Source organism: Candidatus Eremiobacterota bacterium, from assembly GCA_031082125.1.
Lineage (GTDB): Bacteria > Vulcanimicrobiota > CADAWZ01 > CADAWZ01 > Ess09-12 > Ess09-12.
Map to the genome: position 1 here is coordinate 94,596 of JAVHLM010000019.1, position 15,030 is coordinate 109,625.

The window sequence follows — 15,030 nt, forward strand, 5'->3', positions numbered from 1 at the left end:
TTGAGGGGGTGATACAATGCAATTGCCTTCTACCCTTGGCATATTGAAGAAATCAGGCTACAGGGCCCTGCCCGTCCGCGATGAGATAAGAAAAAATCTCCTGGAGAAGATAAGGCGGGGAGAAAAGCTGTTCCCAGGCCTCGTGGGCTATGACAAGACCGTCATTCCCTCCCTCATTAACGCCCTCCTTGCAAAGCATAACTTTATCCTGCTGGGACTGAGGGGGCAGGCAAAGTCCAGGATCCTGAGAAGCCTCGTCACTTTTCTGGATGAGTATATCCCCATGGTGGCGGGGTGCCCTCTTCATGACAGCCCCCTTTCCCCTCTCTGCATAAGCTGCAGGACCCGTCGTGAGAGCGAGGGGGACGATCTTCCCATTGAATGGCTCCACCGCGGGGAACGCTATAACGAGAAGCTCGCCACGCCCGACGTCTCCATTGCTGACCTCATAGGCGACATCGACCCTATCAAGGCGGCGGCCGAGAAGCGCTCCCTCTCCGATGAAGAGGTGATCCACTACGGGATAATCCCTCGGAGCAACAGGGGAATATTTGCCATCAACGAGCTCCCTGACCTGCAGCCCCGCATCCAGGTGGGACTCCTGAACCTTCTGGAAGAGGGGGACATCCAGATCCGCGGCTTTCCCGTAAGGATGCCCCTCGACATGCTCATCGCTTTCTCGGCCAACCCCGAGGACTACACCAACAGGGGCAATATCATCACGCCCCTGAAGGACCGCATAGACTCCCAGATTATGACCCATTACCCCAGGACCATGGCCGACGCCTTGGCCATCACCTCCCAGGAGGCATGGCTTGAGAGAGAGAGCCCTGCCCGTATACTCATTCCCCCCTCCATGGGGGAGCTTATCGAGGAGATTGCTTTCATGGCCAGGGAAAGCGAGTATGTCTACCAGAGCTCGGGGGTGAGCGCAAGGCTCTCCATAAGCGCTATAGAGAATCTCAAGAGCAACCTTGAAAAGAGAGCCCTCCTGACGGGGGAGCACACGGTGTACCCGAGGATCTGTGACCTCGGAGCCGTCATCCCTTCAATCACGGGGAAAATCGAGCTTGTCTACGAGGGAGAGCAGGAGGGAGCTTCTGGAGTGGCAAAAAGGCTCATAGGAGGCGCCGTAAAAAAGATATTCGAGAGAATCTTCCCCAAGGCAGCGTCCCCTAAGCCCCCGCCCAGGGGCGAGCAGGTCATTCCCCAGGCGGACTCTCTTTACCGGGAGATTATCACCTGGTTCGGGAAAGGGAACAGGATAGACCTCTCAGATGAGATGCCCTGGGATGACTATTACAGGGAGCTCAAAAGGGTGCCCGCACTTCTCGAGATAGCCCAGAAGCACCTGAAAACGGGCGATATGCACGAAACCGCCTTCGGGATGGAGCTCATCCTGGAGGGCCTCCACCAGCACTCCCTCATTGCCAAGGAGAGCGCCGACTCCGGGTCCTCCTACTTCGACATGCTCAAGATCATGTTTGACCAGATGAAGGGGCACTATGAACTATAGGTATCTCAAGTGGGACGAGGAGGAACTGAAAAGGCTCATGCACCTCATGGGGCTCATGAGCCTTTTCAACGAGCTCCTGCTGGTGACTAACGGCGACGTCGAGGAAGCCTTCAGGATCCTGGAGCTCCTCCAGGCCCGGGGCATTATAGGGAACTCCCTGAACCTGGAGGAGTTTCGCTCTGAGATCGAGAGAAAAAAAATCGTCTACCGCGACAACGAAGGGATTTCGCACCTCTCGAAAAGCGGCGAGAAGAAGCTCCGCGAGCACTTTCTCCATGAGATCTTCAATACCCTGAAGAGGGACGGGCCGGGAGACCATCTCACAGAGCACCTGGGGACAGGCTGCGAGATGCTCCCCGAGCTCGTGCCCTACCAGTTCGGAGACTCTCTTGACCGCATCGCCATCAAGGAATCGCTCCAGATGGCAATGAGGCGGGGCATAGACGAGATAAGCATCACCGAGAAGGATCTGATGGTCCATGAGACGGCTTTTAATGCGAGCTGCGCCACGGTGATAATGCTCGATATAAGCCACAGCATGATCCTGTACGGAGAAGACAGGATCACCCCCGCCAAGAAGGTGGCCCTGGCCCTGGCCGAGCTTGTACTGAAGAACTATTCCCATGACAGCCTTCACTGCGTGCTCTTCGGCGATACTGCCTGGGAGGTGAAGCTCGAGGACCTCCCCTATGCCGGCGTCGGCCCCTACCATACCAACACCAGGGCCGGCCTTGAGCTCGCCCAGAAAATACTTCTCGGCACGCACCAGGCGAACAGGCAGATTTTCATGATCACCGATGGCAAGCCGTCGTGCATCACGAAAGGAGGGTGCCTTTACAAGAACGCCTGGGGACTCGATCCCGAGATAGTGAACAAGACCCTCAACGAGGCGGGAAACTGCAGAAAAAACGGCATCGCCATCATCACCTTCATGATTGCCCGCGATGCCCTCCTTGTCGATTTCATCGAGCGCCTCACCCGCATCAACAGAGGAAGAGCCTACTATACCTCCCCTTCAAGGCTCGGCGAATACCTGCTCTCAGACTACCTCAGGAACAGGAAAAAAAGGATACGATAGAGAAAAAATGCCTATGGGCATGCTCTTTCCCGGCGATACGGTAGAGTCCTACATGATAATGAGGCTTCTTGGCGAGGGGGGCATGAACTACGTCTACCTTGTGGAGCATAAGGAAAGCGGCAGGCTCTTTGCCATGAAGGTCACGAAGGACCTCACCGGGAGCGATTCCGATGCGGTGGAAGTCTATAACCGCTTCCTGAGGGAGATCTCCATCCTCACCACTGTATCCCACCAGGGACTCCCCCATATAGAGGACTACTTCACCAGGGGGGACCTCTGTTATATAATAGAAGAATATATAGAGGGAAAATCCCTGGAAGAGGCCCTCCTCGTGGAATTACCCTCCCAGGAGCAGGCGGCACGCTGGGGCATGGAGCTCTGCGCCATCCTGGAGGTGCTCCACGGAAACGACATCATCTTCCGCGATCTCAAGCCTTCAAATATCATCATAGGGCGGGACGGAGAACTGAAGCTCGTGGACTTTGACATCGCCAGGCGCTATGTCGAGGGGAAGGCCCATGACACGATGCTCCTCGGCACACCGGGCTACGCGGCGCCAGAGACCTACGGAAAGGCCCAGAGTGACGCCCGCTCAGATATCTATTCCCTCGGCGCAACACTCCACCACCTCATGACAGGCATGGCGCCCCTCTCATATCCCTTCCAGTTTCAGCCCCTCGAGCAGTTAAAGCCCGACGTGGACAGAGCCTTTGCGGCCCTCATAATGAAATCGCTCTCGGACAGGCCGGAGCACCGCTTCGGGAGCGCCCGCGAGATGAGAGAGAGCCTGGAGGTGCTCTTCCCTGAAGCCGTCCCACCCCCACCAAAGCCTTCGCCCGTGCCGCCTCAGGCACCGGTAACACCTGCTGCGCCTGTATTCCCTCAGGCTCAGCCTCCCGCTCCCGGCGCGATAAGCAGATTCTTCAACACGCAGATGGGAAATAAAACACCGCTGCAGATCGGGGCCGGCATCATCATGGTCGTTCTCTTCCTGTGGGGCCTGGTTTCCTTTATAAGACTCCTGTTCCCCGACGAGCTTCGCCCCGCCCCCCCGGGAACGCAAGTCGCGGCCGCCGGGGCCCTTGAGCCCTCGGTGAACCCCAAGCGGGACTGGGGAAATTTCGGCTTCAACTCACAGACGGTATATCCCCCCACCTATTGCTATTACCCCTCCGAGGTGGCAAAGCCGCATATGACCATCAGGCAGAAGACCGATTCCGGCGCCCTCTTTCCCCACCTGGAGATATCCTTTGAATTCCAGACAAGAGGAAGCGGCTCACCGTACACCACTGATCCCCATGAACTCACTCTGTATTGCGTCATGCCCACCGACGGAAGCTACCTCGTGGGAGGGGGAAAATTCAGCACCATACGGGGGGGCTTCAGGAAGCTCACTTTGAAAACAAGAGACCGACATACCTGTGAAAAGAACAGGGCGACCATATACGTGGGGGAAAAGGGCGGAAAAGTGAAGGGATCAGTAATATACGATATATCATGGGATGACTATATCCCCGGGTACAGCCCCGACAAGCCATGGCAGGGGCCCCGCGTGCTTCTTTACATGAAGGCGCCAGATTATTCCTGGGAGTACACGAAGGGCTTCATCGCGAAATACCCTCTCTGAGCACCCGTCAGAACATCTCCTCGTCGCCGCCCTCCTTCTTGACATAGACATCGCTTCCGGCGATGCGGAGCCTGGACTCCTTGAGCGCCTCAAGCTTCTTGATGTCAAGCTCCATCTCCCAGTCAATGGTGAACTGGCGGCGCAGCCCCGGAGGCATCTGGGCCAGGAAGGCCTCCTTCTCGTTGCAGAATGAAAAGGCGTCCTCCCATGAGATAATCCCGTTGTTCCCGTGATTTACCAGGGACTGCTCCATGGTGATCATCCCATGCTCCGAGGCGATTTCCATTGCCGAGTGGAGGAGGTGCATCCTGTCCTGCCTTATGAGATGCCGTATGGCCGTGGTGCCCAGGAGCAGCTCGCAGGCCGCCACGCGGCCTTCTTTGTTCTTGGTGAGGATAAGGTTCTGGCAGACCACGGCAAGAAGGCAGTCCGACACCTGGAGCCTGGCGCCGCCCCGGTGATCGTCGGAGAAGAGGGAAAGAAAGCGGCTGATGGTCTCCTGGGCGCTCCTTGTATGGAGGGTGGCAATGACCAGGGCACCCACCTGCGCCGATCTGAGGGTCATCTGGGCTGTCTCCTCATCGCGTATCTCCCCCACAAGGATCACATCGGGCGTTTCCCTGAGGGCGCTCCTGAGCGCTATGTGGAAATCGGGCACGTGGGTCCCTATTTCCCTCTGCTCAATGAGGGAGCGCTTGTTCTGGAAGACTATCTCGATGGGATCCTCTATGGTGATGATGTGCTTTTCCGACCGCTGGTTGATGATTTCAATCATTGCGGCAAGCGTGGTGGATTTCCCGCTCCCCGTGGCACCGGTGACCAGCACGAGGCCCGACCGCTCGAGGGCAAGCTCCTCAAGTTTCTTGGGCAGCCCGAGTTCCTCGAGGGACCTCAGGCGGTTGGACAGCACTCTCATCACGATCGAGGAGCCGTGATACTGCTTGAATACATTGATCCTGAAGCGCCTTCCCGTGGAAGGCATCTCCACGGTGTAATCCAGGTCGCGGGGATTCTCGCCGAAAAAATCCGAGAGCATGAAGCGGTTGGTGAGAAGGCGCACTATCTTGTCAACATCTTCGCCGGTGAGCACCATGTCGCTGAGAGGAACCACTTTCCCGTGGATACGGGCAGTGGGAGGATTCCCCGGACAGAGATGGATGTCCGACGCGTCCTTCTTGAGAGCGCTCTGTATTATCCCTGAGTCAAGCAGAATTTTTTCCGATTCCCCGTCAAGCAGCATGGAAGGCTCCTCCTTGCAATGGTTCTCCTTATACTCAAGAGCATGACTGACGGCATCATTATCCTCCAGAGAGCATAATGTGCGTCAGTATATCAGATATGACAGACCCTGACATTCTCCTTCACAGGCCTCACCGCCCGTCGAAAGGGGAAAAAATAAGAAGGCCTGGCTCATGCCGGGCCTTCCCTGTATGATGACTGAAAAATTACTTCTTCCAGCCTGTGCGATTCTGCCATTCTACGAAAGGAAGAATCTCGAAAGATTTAGCGTGATTGAACTCATCGGATTTCACAATCACATATACGCCATCTCTGAGCTTGACCGAAGAGGGATGAAACTGAGTTCCATTGCTAAGCAGGAATTTCTGTGAACCCTTGTCCTTGGTATCAACAACGATCATCGAACCCCACTGTGGGAGTTTCCCGTTCCATGTTACGAAACCCTCATATGTCCTTGCCGTGTCTGTCCCATAGAAGGGTACCTGAGGAGCCATCACCGAAGTAGTGACCTGTGCATGGGCAGCCGCGAAAGTCAAAAGGACGAATGCCACCGCCATAACGAGCATAACCTTTCTCATATTGTCACCTCCTTTCTTGAATTCTTATATCGTGGAACCTCCGTTCCATTCTCGGGAAAATTACTAGGTAATTCTACCCCTTTTCCCTTTATCCTTTTTTCAAGAGAAATTTATTCACCGTCACGTTCCGATATTCCTTCTTGGCACCTCGAAAGCCTTATGCGGCAAGAGAAGGTATCTATAAGGCTTTGTTGAATGATTCACCATAGCAGTTCCTTTAAGGAGTGAGAACATGACGACGAGGATCACCTTTACCACCATGGGAAAGAACTACCTCGAGGGGGCCATGAGCGAAGAAGACTTTGCCGCCTATTTTGAGGGCTTTGTGCCTTCCCTCATGCTCTTCAGGGACGAGTTCAAGCAGAAGATTGAGCCTGCCATCTTCTTTAACCCCGACTCGAAAAAACTGGCTGAAAAGAGCGCCGCCTTCACCGCCATCTTTGACGGAATGGAGCGGGGCGTCGCCCTCATCAAGGAGAGCCTCTCCGCCAAAGAGAAGAAGCGCTTTGAAAAGGGCTACAGGATGATCATCGATTCCACGGAAAAACTTGCAGCGCTAAAAACAGAAGTAAGCGAGATCATGAAGACCATGTCCCCCCTTTAGGCGGCAGTGAACCCTTCAGGGATGCCCCCCTGCTCGAGCCATCCCACCGGGCACCGGAAGGGCTCCATTCCTTTTGAGCAGAGAACAGGAGCGCTCCATGACAGAGAGACAGGAAAGACCATACGACGGTCTCGAGCAGAACCTTTCAAAAGTCATCAAGGGAAAGCATGAAGCCATAGAGTACCTCATGCTCGCCCTTTTCAGCGGGGGCCATGTCCTCATCGAGGACGTGCCCGGCGTGGGGAAGACCACCATGGCAAAAGCCCTGGCCATGTCCATAAGCGGGGGATTCAGGCGCATTCAGTTTACTCCCGACCTCCTGCCCACCGACATCCTGGGCTCCTCCATCTATAATCCGGGAGACGGGACTTTCGTCTTCCACGAAGGCCCTATTTTCACCAACATTCTCCTCGCCGACGAGATAAACAGGGCTTCACCCCGTACGCAATCAAGCCTCCTGGAGGCCATGAGCGAGAGGCAGGTGACCGTTGAGGGAAAAAGCAACACACTGTCGGAGCCATTCCTGGTGATCGCCACGCAGAACCCCATTGAATTCCATGGCACGTACCCCCTCCCCGAGGCCCAGCTTGACCGCTTCGCCCTCCAGATCTCCATGGGCTATCCCCGGACCGACGACGAGCTCGCGATTCTCTACGGCCAGGCCGAGAAGCACCCCATAGACGATCTGGTGCCGGTGATGGATCTCACCGCCGTCGTGGGACTCCAGAAAGAAGTGAGGGCAGTGAGGGTGGAGAAAAGCATTGCCCTCTACATGCTCGCCCTCGTGGAGGCTACCAGGAAAAAAAGTGAGCTCCAGCTCGGCGTGAGCCCCCGGGGCTCCCTGATGCTCTACCGCGTCTCGCAGGCCCTGGCATTTATGCGGAACCGCGAATATGTGCTCCCCGACGACGTGAAGGAAGTGGCCCCCCTGGTCCTCTCCCACAGGATTGTGCTGGAGACCAAGGCAAAGTACTCCGGAGTCTCCAAGAAGGGGATCATCGAAGAGATTATCGCGAAAACAAAGATCCCGACATGATGGACCCACAGAGACCCCGCATAAGGCTCTTTTACTGGCTCCAGTCAGCCTATATGAGAAAGCTCACCCCCTCGGGAAGGATTATCTTCTGGATCCTTGTCCTCTCTTCGGGGCTGGGCTTTTACAGCTTCACCATCAAGATTTATTATGTCTTCATCATCCTTTTTGCCCTCTTCTTTGTCTCCTTCATATACACAGGACTCTTTTCCTACCTGAAGCCCCCTCGCCTCGAGGTAAGTCACGCCCCTCCGGGACGGAGCACATGCGGCCATTCGGTGAGGGTCAGGATACAGGTGAGAAACCTGTCGGCAAAGAACTACTATGATCTTACGGTCACCGAGGGAGCACTTCCCCCCTTCATACACGAGCACCAGGAAGGGGCCCACTATATCCCGCACCTTCCTCCCCATGGGGAGACCTCATGCGAGGTGGTCCTGGAGTTTACCCGCCGCGGCCACTACGTGCTTCCCGGCATTGAAGTGGAGTCCTCCTTTCCTTTCGGCATCGGCAAGGGAATGCGCCGCTTCCCCCAGGAGAAAAGCCTCCTTGTGTACCCGCGCTTTCATCACCTCACCTCGCTTGACATCCCCGTGGGAAAGCGCTATCAGCCCGGCGGCATAGCTCTCACGTCGAACCTGGGCGAATCGACGGAGTTCATCTGCACCAGAGAATACCGCGTGGGGGACAGCCCGCGCTTTATCCACTGGCGCTCCTCGGCACGCCTGGGAAAGCCTGTCGTCAAGGAGTTCCAGGAGGAATATTTCTGCCGCATCGCCCTGCTGCTGGACACCTACGTTCCCCCGGGGTCGAAACAGAAGGCCTTCGAGAGCCTCGAGGCGGCCATCTCTCTCTCAGCGGCCGTGGCTGACAACCTCTCCCGGAAGGAATACATCATCGACATCTTTGCCGCGGGGCCCAATGTGTATCACCTCCAGGCGGGAAGGAGCCTCGCCTACCTGGAGAACATCCTGGACATCCTCGCCTGCATCGAGCACTGCTCCACACCGCCCTTTGAGAAGCTCGAGCCCATCCTGCTTGAGAACCTCTCGCAGATCACCACGTGCATCATGGTGTTTCTGGACTGGGACGAGCCAAGGGAGCGCCTCGTGCGGACCGCCAGGGCGCTCGGCACGGCAGTGAAAGCCATTATTGTCCGCGATGGAGCCCCTTCCGCCGACCCTGCGCCATACGAGGGCCTCGTGGGAAAGATAGCTCTGATAAGCCCCGATGATGAGAAAAGGGGGATAGCCACGCTGTGAGACACGATGCCCTCCAGCCTGTGGGAATCATAATGGCGGCCGCCGCGATGCTGTCGCTTGCGAAGACGCCGACGGATTATGTGGTGCTCTCATTCCTCGCGCTCCTCTGCCTTGCATCGCTCGTGATTCCGCTGAAGCTTTCCTTCTCAATGAGGGCCTTTTTCATCGGGGGGCTCCTTGGCTTTATTCCCGTCCTTGCCTATTATTTCTTCACGCGCTTCACGCCTGAGACTTTCATCTTCGTGAGGCTTTTCAACCTTACGGGGCTCTACCTCTCTCTTCTTATCGTGATTTTCGCGTTCAGAAAATCTGAGCCCCGGGACAGCTCCATGCTCCTCCTTCTCATCCTGCTCCTGCTTGTAGTCTCGGGCTACCAGGCGAGCCCCCTTTACAAGTTCGCCATTGTGGCCCTCACGCCGCTTATCGCATACTACTGCATCGAGAAGGAGCACCTTCTGGCCGCTCCCCTGGTAAAGAGGGGGACGCGCTACTGGGCGGTCCTCGCCGCGATCAGCGTGGTAATCCTTGCAATTGCATGGGGAACAGCCAGGTTCTTCCTCTGGTCGGAGAGCAAGGTGAACTCGCTGGTCTTTCTCACAATGCCTTCCCTTTCATTTTCGCCGGCCTTCGCCGACAAGACCCACCTCTCGGCAGTGACAAACCTGAAAGGCTCACACCGCGTCGTGATCAGGGTCTTCTCCTCGACTCCCCCCACCTATCTGGTAGGCAAGGTCTTTCAGAAGTTCGTCAACAACACGTGGGAATCGGACCGGAACAGAACTCTCATATATCCACTCGGGGAGCCTGAGGCGCAGCAGATAAGGAGGCATTTCCCCGATAAGGAAGGCTCGGTCTACCATGCGGCCGAAAAGGGCGACCGGGAAACCCACCTTGCCGCCGTCACTCACTTCATGAGCCTTTACCTCACCTCAACAAGCACCGACACCTTCTTCGCCCCCCGGGGCTCCCTCTTCGCCCTCATCGAGGGAGAGCCGATCAGCAGGGATGACCCGGGAGTCGTGCACGGCGATATGAAGGCGGCCCGCGGCGAATACCACCTAGCCCTCAGGCCCACCTTCACCGCCCCGGCCCCCTTGACTGAGAAGGAGGTGGCGCTCTACACGGCCCTCCCGGACACCATTGCGCCGGCCGTCATAGAGTTCAACAAAGCCCATGTGAACCCTGACGATAAACCCTGGACCATTGCCCAGACCTATATGGACATGTTCCACAATGAATACAGATACGGCGCGGGCCCCCGGTATCCCGGGGGAAAGAATATTCTTGAGGAGTTTCTTATCGAGAAGCGCGAGGGCCACTGCGAATTCTTCGCCACGGGCCTCACGGTGCTGCTGCGTCTCAACGGCATCCCGGCGCGCTATATAAACGGCTTCCTGGGCGAGGAATACAACCGGATGGGCGGGTTCTACCTGATCCGCGAGAAGGACGCCCATGCCTGGGTGGAGGCCTGGTTTCCCGGCCGGGGGTGGACGACCCTCGACCCCACGCCCCCTTCCAATGTCCAGGGCTCCCCCTTTTCGCCGGTGAAGGACTTTCTCAAGGAGCTCTGGGAAACCCTGGCCCTGAAATATGACATGATGAGGGCCCGCCTTTCTGTCGGCGATATAAAGGGCTTTTTCAAGGCGCTTTTCCTCCAGGTCCGCGACGCCCTCATATGGACATTTTCTTCAAAGCGTCGAGCCATCGTGTTCATTGCCGTCATCGCGGCCTTTTACCTCTCCACAAAGGGCCGGAAGGGTTTTCTGACAGTCCTCAGGAAAGGGAAAAAACCTCACAGCAGTCAGGTCTCGCCCGAGGCGAAGCTCCTCGAGGAGCTCATCGCCAGGCTTGAGAAATCACTTGCGAAGAGAAAGATTGTACGGGAAGGCTCCGTGCCGCTGTTGGAGTTTTCTCGCCGCCTTGAGCCGAAAGCGAAGAGCGGGCGCCCCCTCTCCGATGAGGAAAAGGCCTCGGTGAGGGCATTCCTGTCCGAGTACTGCACCATAAGGTTCGGCAGGGAGCATATAAACCCCGGTGATATCGAAGCCCTCAGCGGGCGCCTCGGGGATCTCCTCACCACACTCCGGTAGCACCTCCGCACGAGCTTTACACGAACGCGGGGACAGTATCTTTTTCATTCAGAAACGCTTTCCGTCAGGGAAAAAGAGCCTGTCCCCGTCACTTTAGGATAATATAGGAGTCTTTCCCTGTCCTCCCGAATATCTCATTGGAAAACGTCGCAAAGGAGCCCGCATCATGAAAAACAAGCGTCTTGCCAGTCATCCAATTCTACCCGTGCCTCAGCGCAAGAGCGTGCAGTTCACCTTCAACGGGAAAAAATACAAAGCCCTCGAAGGAGAGGTCATCTCCTCTGCCCTCTTTGCCCACGGCATCAAGATATTCGGCCATCACCCCAGGGACGGGAGCCCCCAGGGCATCTTCTGCGCGAACGGGCAGTGCGCACAGTGCACCGTCATTGCCGACGGTCTCCCCGTCAAGGCCTGCATGGCGGCCGTGAGGGAGGGAATGGTCATCACTCCCTGCGACGGGCTGCCGGCGCTCCCTGAAGAGACTGGCGAGGCTCCAATCTGCCATTCCATCCCCCTCATAAAGTGCGAGGTCCTCGTCATCGGCGCCGGACCCTCGGGCCTCACGGCGGCCATAGAACTGGGGCGCCTTGGGAAGGACGTGATAATAGCTGATGACAAGGCCTCGCCGGGAGGCAAGCTGGTGCTCCAGACCCACACCTTTTTCGGCTCCATCTCCGACTGTTACGCCGGCACAAGGGGCATCGACATCGCCACGAAGCTCGCCGAAGAGCTCCGTGGCTTCCCTTCCGTCAAGCTCTGGCTCAACTCGACGGCCATAGGCGTCTTCAAGGACAGGAAGGTGGGAATCCTGAGCGGCGACCGTTATGTCCTCGTTGAGCCCCAGAAGCTTCTCATCGCCGCAGGTGCCCGGGAAAAGGCCCTCTCCTTTCCCGGGTGGGATCTCCCCGGCGTTTACGGCGCCGGGGCTTTCCAGACACTGCTGAACAGAGATCTCGTCAAGGCCTCGGAGCGCCTCTTCATCATCGGGGGGGGCAACGTGGGAATCATTGCGGGGTACCATGCCCTCCAGGCAGGCATCAAGGTCATCGGCCTCGTGGAAGCCATGCCGCAGGTGGGAGGCTACCTGGTTCATGCCAACAAGCTCCAGCGCTTCGGCGTCCCTCTTTACGTGTCTCATACCGTCGTGGAATGCCTCGGCGGTGAGAAGGGTGTAGAGGAGATCACTATCTGCGAGATTGACCCGGCCTTCCGCCACAAGGAGGGCACCTTCAAGACCTTCAAGGTGGATACGGTCCTCGTGGCCGTAGGGCTCACCCCCATCGATGAGCTTTTCCACATGGCCCGCTCATTCGGGATGGATGTCTTCGCCGCCGGTGATGCCGAAGAGATTGCCGAGGCGAGCGCCGCCATGTTCAGCGGGAAGATAAAAGGTCTTGAGATAGCGGCCGACCTCGGGGAAAAGATCACCATTCCCCGGGAATGGCGCGAAAAGAACGAGGTGCTGAAAAGCAAGCCGGGGAAAATCATGGCGGCTGCCTTTTCAAGAAACGGCGCCCTCCAGTTCCCCGTCTTTCACTGCGTGCAGGAGATTCCCTGCAATCCCTGCACCGAGGTCTGCCCCAACAATTCCATCACCATCCCCGGCGGCGACATCATGGGAATCCCCCGCTTCGAAGGGAAATGCAGTGGTTGCCAGCGCTGCATCGCCATATGCCCGGGCCTCGCCGTCACGACAGTGGACCTTCGCCAGAGCGGCAGGGCCCTCGTCTCGCTGCCCTTCGAGCTTGACCGTTCATGGCTCGAAGAGGGCCAGGAGGTAGCCCTTGTGGACATCAGGGGAACCTTTGTGACCAGGGCGCCCATTGAAAAGATCGCCGACAGGAAATTCCAGGACCGCACCCTTATTGTCACCGTTCCTGTGCCCCCCGAGCTTGCAGGACGAATTGCGGGAATCAGGCTCTTTGAGGAAGAAAAGGCCCTGGAGAGCCATGAGGCCTCCCCCGATGACGAGGTTATCATATGCCGCTGCGAGCGCATCACTGCCGGGAGGGTCAGGGAAGCCATCAGGGAAGGCCTCCGCGATATGAATGAGCTCAAGACCATGCTCAGGTGCGGCATGGGCTCCTGCGGCGGCAAGACATGCTCGCAGCTTATCGAGCGTCTCTTCCGGGGCGAGAAGGTGAAGGAGGGGGAGGTAACCCCTTTCACCAAGCGGCCTCTTGAGATGGAGGTTACCCTTGAGATTTTCGCCGGCATCACCGAATAACGGGAAGTGAAAGGAGGCTCCATGGAGCCAGCCAATGCCTTTGTCCGCCCCCTGCTCACAGACCTCTACCAGCTCACCATGGCCTATGCCTACTGGAAAAGCGGCCGCCATGAAGCTCAGGCAGTCTTTGACCTCTTTTTCCGCAAGAACCCCTTCGGAGGTGAGTTCACCATCTTTGCCGGCCTCGAGGAGGTGCTGCGCCTTGTGGACACTTTCCGCTTCACCGGCGATGACATCGCCTACCTCAAGGAGGGCGTCCGCCTGAGGGAAAAGCACTTAAGCCATGCCTTCGAGGAGGGCGTGAGCCAGGGATACCTGAGAAAAACCGCTTCAGGTTATGAGCAGAAGCACCACGACGAAGAAGGAAGGGAAAGCTGGATTCCCGTCGAGCCGCCCCGCGGCGACGAGATGGTGCCCCCTCTCCTGGCGCGATGCGACAGCGGATTCTTCGACTGGCTCGCCTCGATAGACTGCTCGCGCATCAAGATTCACGCCATCCCGGAGGGCACCATGGTGTTCCCGCGGATCCCCCTGGTCCGCGTCGAAGGCCCCCTGGCCGTTGCCCAGCTCCTTGAGACAACCCTTCTCTCCCTGGTGAACTACCCGAGCCTGGTGGCCACCAAGGCGGCCCGCCTCAGGCTTGCGGCGGGCTCGGGGAAAACCCTCATGGAGTTCGGCCTCAGGAGGGCCCAGGGCCCTGATGGCGCCATGTCAGCCTCCCGCTACTCTTATATCGGCGGCTTTGACAGCACAAGCAATGTCCTGGCGGGTCAGCTTTTCGGCATCCCCACCAGGGGAACTCATGCCCATTCCTTTGTCTCCACCTTCCTCAGCCTTGACGAGGTGACCACGAGAACCCTTGCTGCCCCTGACGGCACCGTTCACGACCTCGTGGCCCTGGCCCTCAGGTTCCGTGAGGAGCTGGAATTCACCACCACCAATGAGGGAGAGCTCGCCGCCTTTCTCACCTATGCCCAGGCCTTCCCGGAGCAGTTCCTGGCCCTGGTGGACACTTACGACACCCTCAAATCCGGCGTCCCCAACTTCATCTGCGCGGCCCTGGCTCTCATGCACATAGGCTACAAGCCCATGGGGATAAGGCTTGACTCAGGCGATCTCTCCTATTTCTCGAAAAAGACGCGGGATCTCTTCCGCATGGCAGGCGAGAGATACGGCCTCGATCTCTCACGGCTCACCATCGTGGCAAGCAACGACCTTGACGAATCGACGCTGCTGTCGCTTAACCAGCAGGGCCACGAAATAGACGTCTTCGGCATCGGGACCCATCTCGTGACCTGTTACGGGCAGCCTGCCCTGGGCGGGGTATACAAGCTCGTCGTGGTGAACGACCACCCGAGGATAAAGATATCGCAGGACGTGAGCAAGGTGACAATCCCGGGGAAAAAGAAGGCGTATCGCCTCATAGGCTCCCAGGAGTATCCCCTGCTGGATATCATGATGGGTGATGAGGAGGCGCCGCCCGGCGAGGGAAAACAGATTCTCTGCCGCCACCCCTTTGACGAAACAAAACGGGCCTATGTGGTCCCCCAGAGGGTCCTTCCCCTTCACCGCCTGGTCTGGGACGGGAGGCTCTCTGCTCCCTTTGAATCACTTCAGCAGACAAGGGCTCATACCCTGAAGCAGCTTGCCACCACGAGGGAGGACCATATCAGGGCCCTTAATCCAACGCCTTACAAGGTCTCAGTGAGCGACACCCTTTACCGCTACATCCACAAGCTCTGGATGGACGAGGCCCCTATCCCGGTGATCCACTGA

Annotated in this window: 11 protein-coding genes; 9 read left to right on the forward strand and 2 right to left on the reverse strand. The window is 57.5% G+C overall.

Annotation, left to right across the window (positions count from 1 at the left end):
• Positions 1-16: 16 nt before the first annotated feature.
• From RDV48_19745 to RDV48_19755, 3 genes are read left to right on the forward strand one after another with little or no spacing between them, the layout of a single operon-like run.
• Positions 17-1,516 carry a magnesium chelatase gene (locus RDV48_19745; GenBank protein MDQ7825044.1) on the forward strand — a complete coding sequence of 500 codons (1,500 nt, stop codon included), beginning with the start codon at positions 17-19 and terminating at the stop codon, positions 1,514-1,516.
• Positions 1,506-2,594 (forward strand): hypothetical protein, encoded by a 1,089-nt coding sequence (locus tag RDV48_19750; GenBank protein MDQ7825045.1) that lies wholly within the window; start codon positions 1,506-1,508, stop codon positions 2,592-2,594. The genes RDV48_19745 and RDV48_19750 overlap by 11 nt, the downstream gene beginning before the upstream one ends.
• A 13-nt stretch (positions 2,595-2,607) precedes the next feature.
• A complete protein-coding gene (locus RDV48_19755) occupies positions 2,608-4,221 on the forward strand; it encodes a serine/threonine-protein kinase (GenBank protein ID MDQ7825046.1) in 1,614 nt (537 codons plus the stop codon).
• Positions 4,222-4,228: 7 nt separating this feature from the next.
• Here RDV48_19755 and RDV48_19760 read toward each other — a convergent pair whose 3' ends face one another.
• Entirely contained in the window at positions 4,229-5,461 is a 1,233-nt protein-coding gene (locus tag RDV48_19760) for a PilT/PilU family type 4a pilus ATPase (GenBank protein MDQ7825047.1), read from the reverse strand.
• Positions 5,462-5,666: 205 nt separating this feature from the next.
• Positions 5,667-6,038 carry a hypothetical protein gene (locus RDV48_19765; GenBank protein MDQ7825048.1) on the reverse strand — a complete coding sequence of 124 codons (372 nt, stop codon included), beginning with the start codon at positions 6,036-6,038 and terminating at the stop codon, positions 5,667-5,669.
• A gap of 232 nt (positions 6,039-6,270) precedes the next feature.
• On the opposite strand from RDV48_19765, the gene RDV48_19770 reads away from it, so the two are divergent.
• From RDV48_19770 to pncB, 6 genes are all read left to right on the forward strand, one after another.
• Complete coding sequence (locus RDV48_19770) at positions 6,271-6,642, forward strand: hypothetical protein (GenBank protein ID MDQ7825049.1); 372 nt, start codon at positions 6,271-6,273, stop codon at positions 6,640-6,642.
• Positions 6,643-6,739: 97 nt separating this feature from the next.
• Complete coding sequence (locus RDV48_19775) at positions 6,740-7,678, forward strand: MoxR family ATPase (GenBank protein MDQ7825050.1); 939 nt, start codon at positions 6,740-6,742, stop codon at positions 7,676-7,678.
• The gene (locus tag RDV48_19780; protein MDQ7825051.1) at positions 7,675-8,937 is read left to right on the forward strand and encodes a DUF58 domain-containing protein; all 1,263 of its coding nucleotides are present in this window, start codon (positions 7,675-7,677) and stop codon (positions 8,935-8,937) included. Before RDV48_19775 ends, RDV48_19780 begins: the two co-directional genes overlap by 4 nt.
• On the forward strand, positions 8,934-11,027 hold the full coding sequence (locus RDV48_19785; protein MDQ7825052.1) for a transglutaminase family protein: 2,094 nt from the start codon (positions 8,934-8,936) through the stop codon (positions 11,025-11,027). Before RDV48_19780 ends, RDV48_19785 begins: the two co-directional genes overlap by 4 nt.
• A 166-nt stretch (positions 11,028-11,193) precedes the next feature.
• Positions 11,194-13,254 (forward strand): FAD-dependent oxidoreductase, encoded by a 2,061-nt coding sequence (locus RDV48_19790; GenBank protein ID MDQ7825053.1) that lies wholly within the window; start codon positions 11,194-11,196, stop codon positions 13,252-13,254.
• Positions 13,255-13,275: 21 nt separating this feature from the next.
• Positions 13,276-15,030, forward strand: coding sequence for a nicotinate phosphoribosyltransferase (gene pncB / locus RDV48_19795; protein ID MDQ7825054.1), 1,755 nt, complete (start codon positions 13,276-13,278; stop codon positions 15,028-15,030).

What these genes read in the sequence shown, in the direction of transcription:
- RDV48_19745 (MDQ7825044.1), top strand. Translation starts at nt 17, where the DNA reads ATGCAATTGCCTTCTACCCTTGGCATATTGAAGAAATCAGGCTACAGG.
- RDV48_19750 (MDQ7825045.1), top strand. Translation starts at nt 1,506, where the DNA reads ATGAACTATAGGTATCTCAAGTGGGACGAGGAGGAACTGAAAAGGCTC.
- RDV48_19755 (MDQ7825046.1), top strand. Translation starts at nt 2,608, where the DNA reads ATGGGCATGCTCTTTCCCGGCGATACGGTAGAGTCCTACATGATAATG.
- RDV48_19760 (MDQ7825047.1), bottom strand. Translation starts at nt 5,461, where the DNA reads ATGCTGCTTGACGGGGAATCGGAAAAAATTCTGCTTGACTCAGGGATA.
- RDV48_19765 (MDQ7825048.1), bottom strand. Translation starts at nt 6,038, where the DNA reads ATGAGAAAGGTTATGCTCGTTATGGCGGTGGCATTCGTCCTTTTGACT.
- RDV48_19770 (MDQ7825049.1), top strand. Translation starts at nt 6,271, where the DNA reads ATGACGACGAGGATCACCTTTACCACCATGGGAAAGAACTACCTCGAG.
- RDV48_19775 (MDQ7825050.1), top strand. Translation starts at nt 6,740, where the DNA reads ATGACAGAGAGACAGGAAAGACCATACGACGGTCTCGAGCAGAACCTT.
- RDV48_19780 (MDQ7825051.1), top strand. Translation starts at nt 7,675, where the DNA reads ATGATGGACCCACAGAGACCCCGCATAAGGCTCTTTTACTGGCTCCAG.
- RDV48_19790 (MDQ7825053.1), top strand. Translation starts at nt 11,194, where the DNA reads ATGAAAAACAAGCGTCTTGCCAGTCATCCAATTCTACCCGTGCCTCAG.
- pncB (MDQ7825054.1), top strand. Translation starts at nt 13,276, where the DNA reads ATGGAGCCAGCCAATGCCTTTGTCCGCCCCCTGCTCACAGACCTCTAC.